The sequence below is a fragment of the Yoonia sp. genome (assembly GCF_046498525.1).
GTDB lineage: Bacteria > Pseudomonadota > Alphaproteobacteria > Rhodobacterales > Rhodobacteraceae > Yoonia.
The window spans coordinates 1-3,369 of the sequence record NZ_JAWOAN010000146.1 but is presented as its reverse complement, the minus strand read 5'-3'; the positions used below and the strand labels follow the sequence as shown (position 1 = coordinate 3,369).

The 3,369-nt window shown below is 60.3% G+C and carries 5 protein-coding genes; 2 read left to right on the top strand and 3 right to left on the bottom strand.

The features are described from left to right. Both R6T97_RS09790 and arsB read left to right on the top strand, forming a co-directional pair. Positions 1–196, top strand: a 196-nt coding sequence (locus R6T97_RS09790) for an ArsR/SmtB family transcription factor (RefSeq protein ID WP_410349111.1), incomplete at its 5' end; no start/stop codon positions are given. A 3-nt stretch (positions 197–199) separates the two neighbouring features. Then, positions 200–1,219 (top strand): ACR3 family arsenite efflux transporter, encoded by a 1,020-nt coding sequence (arsB, locus tag R6T97_RS09785; RefSeq protein WP_410349110.1) that lies wholly within the window; start codon positions 200–202, stop codon positions 1,217–1,219. Between the two features lie 35 nt (positions 1,220–1,254). Here the strand turns inward: arsB and R6T97_RS09780 are convergent, their stop codons facing one another. From R6T97_RS09780 to R6T97_RS09770, 3 genes are all read right to left on the bottom strand, one after another. Then, positions 1,255–2,307 (bottom strand): permease, encoded by a 1,053-nt coding sequence (locus R6T97_RS09780; RefSeq protein ID WP_410349109.1) that lies wholly within the window; start codon positions 2,305–2,307, stop codon positions 1,255–1,257. Between the two features lie 54 nt (positions 2,308–2,361). After that, positions 2,362–2,679: an ArsR/SmtB family transcription factor gene (locus R6T97_RS09775; protein WP_410349108.1), complete on the bottom strand. Its 318-nt coding sequence runs from the start codon at positions 2,677–2,679 to the stop codon at positions 2,362–2,364. A gap of 130 nt (positions 2,680–2,809) precedes the next feature. Continuing rightward, on the bottom strand, positions 2,810–3,369 hold a 560-nt coding region (locus tag R6T97_RS09770; RefSeq protein WP_410349107.1), incomplete at its 5' end, for an SLC13 family permease.

The following is a 3,369-nucleotide window of genomic DNA, read 5'->3' as shown; positions in this document are numbered from 1 at the left end:
CGCGCAATCCACGGTTTCAGAACACCTGCGCATCCTGCGGGATGCGGGCGTGATCAAAGGCCGGATTGATCCACCGCGCGTCTGTTATTCGCTCGCACCGGGCGCTCTGACATCCCTGTCTGGGTTGATTGCCGAGCTTGAAGCTGCGGTCGAGGAAACGGATCGTTGCGTCATTCCTTCCGCTGTCAGAGGATGAACCATGTCACTGTTTGAACGCTATCTTTCGCTCTGGGTCGGGTTATGCATCGTTGCAGGCATCGTGTTGGCGAACCTGCTGCCGGGTCTGTTCGGGTTTCTGGCATCACTTGAATACGCCTCGGTCAATCTGGTCGTGGCGGTGCTGATCTGGGCAATGGTCTATCCGATGATGGTTGCGGTGGACCTTGGCGCGCTCAAGGGTGTCGGCAAAAGACCCAAGGGACTAGTGATCACCGTGGTCGTGAACTGGTTGATCAAGCCCTTTACGATGGCGGCACTCGGGGTGCTGTTTTTCAACTACGTCTTCGCGGACCTGATCGACCCGGCCAATGCAGGCCAATACATTGCAGGCTTGATCCTGCTGGGAGCCGCACCCTGCACGGCGATGGTTTTTGTCTGGTCGCAATTGACGAAGGGCGATCCCAACTACACGCTGGTTCAGGTATCGTTGAACGATGTGATCATGGTTTTCGCCTTTGCACCGATCGTTGCCGTGCTGTTGGGCGTGACCGACATCGCCGTTCCATGGGAAACGCTGGTGCTGTCGGTTGTGCTGTATGTCGTACTGCCGCTGGCGGCAGGGGTGCTGACCCGCGCGCGGCTGACCCGACAGGGGGGCGAAGCGGCGGTGGCCGCGTTCACGGCGCGGATCAAGCCCGCGTCGGTTTTGGGTCTGCTACTGACTGTCGTCCTGTTGTTCGGTTTTCAGGGAAATGTCATCACGGATAACCCGTTTCTGATTCTTCTGCTGGCCACGCCGATCCTGATCCAGTCCTACGGGATTTTCGCCATCGCATACTTCTGGGCGTGGCGCTGGAACGTGCCGCACAAGGTTGCGGCACCTTGTGCGCTGATCGGCACGTCGAATTTCTTTGAACTGGCGGTGGCCGTCGCAATCGGTCTTTTCGGTCTGAACTCCGGCGCAGCACTGGTCACGGTCGTCGGCGTGCTGGTCGAAGTCCCGGTCATGCTGTCGCTCGTCTGGTTCGCCAACCGCACAAGAGATAGGTTTCCGGAGTAAGTGCCGCCGCCAATCAGCGAAGCCGCCGTTTCAGATCATGCCATTGACGTCCAGAGCTGGAACAGCAGGCCTGCCGCGAAAGCGCCGCTGAGCGACAGTGCGATATAAAGCGCGAAGACCTGCGGTTTCGCCAGCGCCCAGACAGCCATGGCCGCCGGGATCGACGTGACACCACCCGCCACAAGGAACGCCATGCCAGCGCCCGGGGCCATGCCCTGCTCGATCAGCCCGCCCACCAGCGGCAGCGCCGCATAGCCGTTCAGATAGGCCGGAACCCCAACAAGTGTCGCTGTCACGATGGGCATCAGGCCTTCGCCCCCCAGCGCCGCTGTGACCGTTTCCGCCGGAATCCACGCCAGCATCAGGCTTTCAAGGATAAAGGCCAGCGTGAGCCATTTGGCGAGGAACAGCGTCGTGGTAAGTGCTGTCTTGCCAAACTTCGTGCGGCGCTCGGCCTCGGTCCAGAAACGCCAGACAACAGGCTTGGGCGCGCGGACCTTCGCGCCGCCGCAGCCGCCATTGCCGATGCCCTCGCGCAGCGGATCCGCAAAGGCGCCGCCGCGCATCGTCACATGAACAACTGTACCGCCGAAGATACCCAGACCGATTGCAGCCATCGTCTTGGCGATGGCGAACTCAAGGTCCAGCACACCCGCTGTCAGCACAAACATGGACGGGTCCATGATGGGCGACGCCAGCCAGAAGGCCATCACCGCCGAGAGCGGCACCCCCATCGCCAGCAGCGCCGCAATCAAAGGGATCACTCCGCAGGAACAGAAGGGCGAAATGCCGCCCGCCAGCGCGCCCAACCCGATCATCAGGATCGGCGCACCGGTGAAGGCGCGGGCGATCAGGTTGTCCGCGCTGGTTGCATTGGCCCAGGCGGCAATGCCGATTGACAACAGCAGATAGGGTGCCGTGCGCAGCAAGGCACTGCCCGCAAACACGGCACTGTCGCCGGCCTGCAATGGGTCGAACAGGGCCAGAACCGCAAGGATCACCGCAGAGGCCAGCCAGACCCGCTGGTCGCGCCACAGTTGGCTCAATACGGACCGAAGGCTTGATCGAGGAAGGGTTGCATCAGTCATATCTAAATCTCCGGATTTCTAGTTTTATGCGGTCAGCAAAAAGGGGCAGGCGCATCATGCGGCATCCTCCGTGGATTGAACGGTCACGCCCGAACAACATTCGGAGGTCAGAAAATCGACCACCCGGTTCATCGCGGGAAAATCGACACGATTGAACACTTCGCGCCCCTGCTTGTCTTGCAGGACCAGTCCGGCATCGACCAGCGTCGACAGATGATGCGCAAGCGTCGAAGGGGCGAGCCCCAGATGATCGCCGATCTCGCCAACCCTGAGCCCCTCCTCCCCCGCTTTGACCAGCAAGCGAAAGATCGACAGGCGGGCGTCATGGCCAAGGGCAGCAAGCGCACGTGCATTGGGACTGATTGTGGTCATGGGGAAAACATAACTACAATTCTAGTTTTGTAAAGCTGTATTCACACACCAGTGCCGACCAATGCGATGATCGGAAAAGTCACCACTGGCACCTCGGCCAGCCTGACTTTGAGCCTGTGTTATTGCACAGTCACAATGGCCAGACGAACAGCAGCAAAGGGACGCTGACCGTGACGACCAGCACCTCCAACGGCAGGCCAAGTTTCCAGTAGTCAGCAAAGCGGAACCCGCCCGGCCCCAGAATAAGTGTATTGTTCTGGTGACCGATCGGGGTCAGAAAAGCACAGGAAGCGCCAATCGCGACAGCCATCAAGAAGCTGTCAGGATTCACCCCAAGCGTCGATGAGATACCAAGAGCGATGGGGCACAAGACCGCTGCGGTAGCAGCATTGTTCATCACGTCCGACAGAAACATCGTGGTGACCAGAACCACGACCAGCGCCGCAATCGCATTGCCCTGTGCGACCGTGTCCACCAGAAAAAGCGCCAGAAGTTCGGCGGCACCGGTGCTTTGCATCGCGCCCGCAACCGGGATCAGCGCCGCCAGCAAGACGATCACCGGCCAATCGATTGACGTGTAGACCTGCCGCAGCGGCACTGTACCAAAAACCATCGACGCCAGAACGCCAAGCGCAAAGGCCACGGCAGCCGGAAGCAAGCCCAGTGTCACCAGAGCGATCGCGCCTAGCA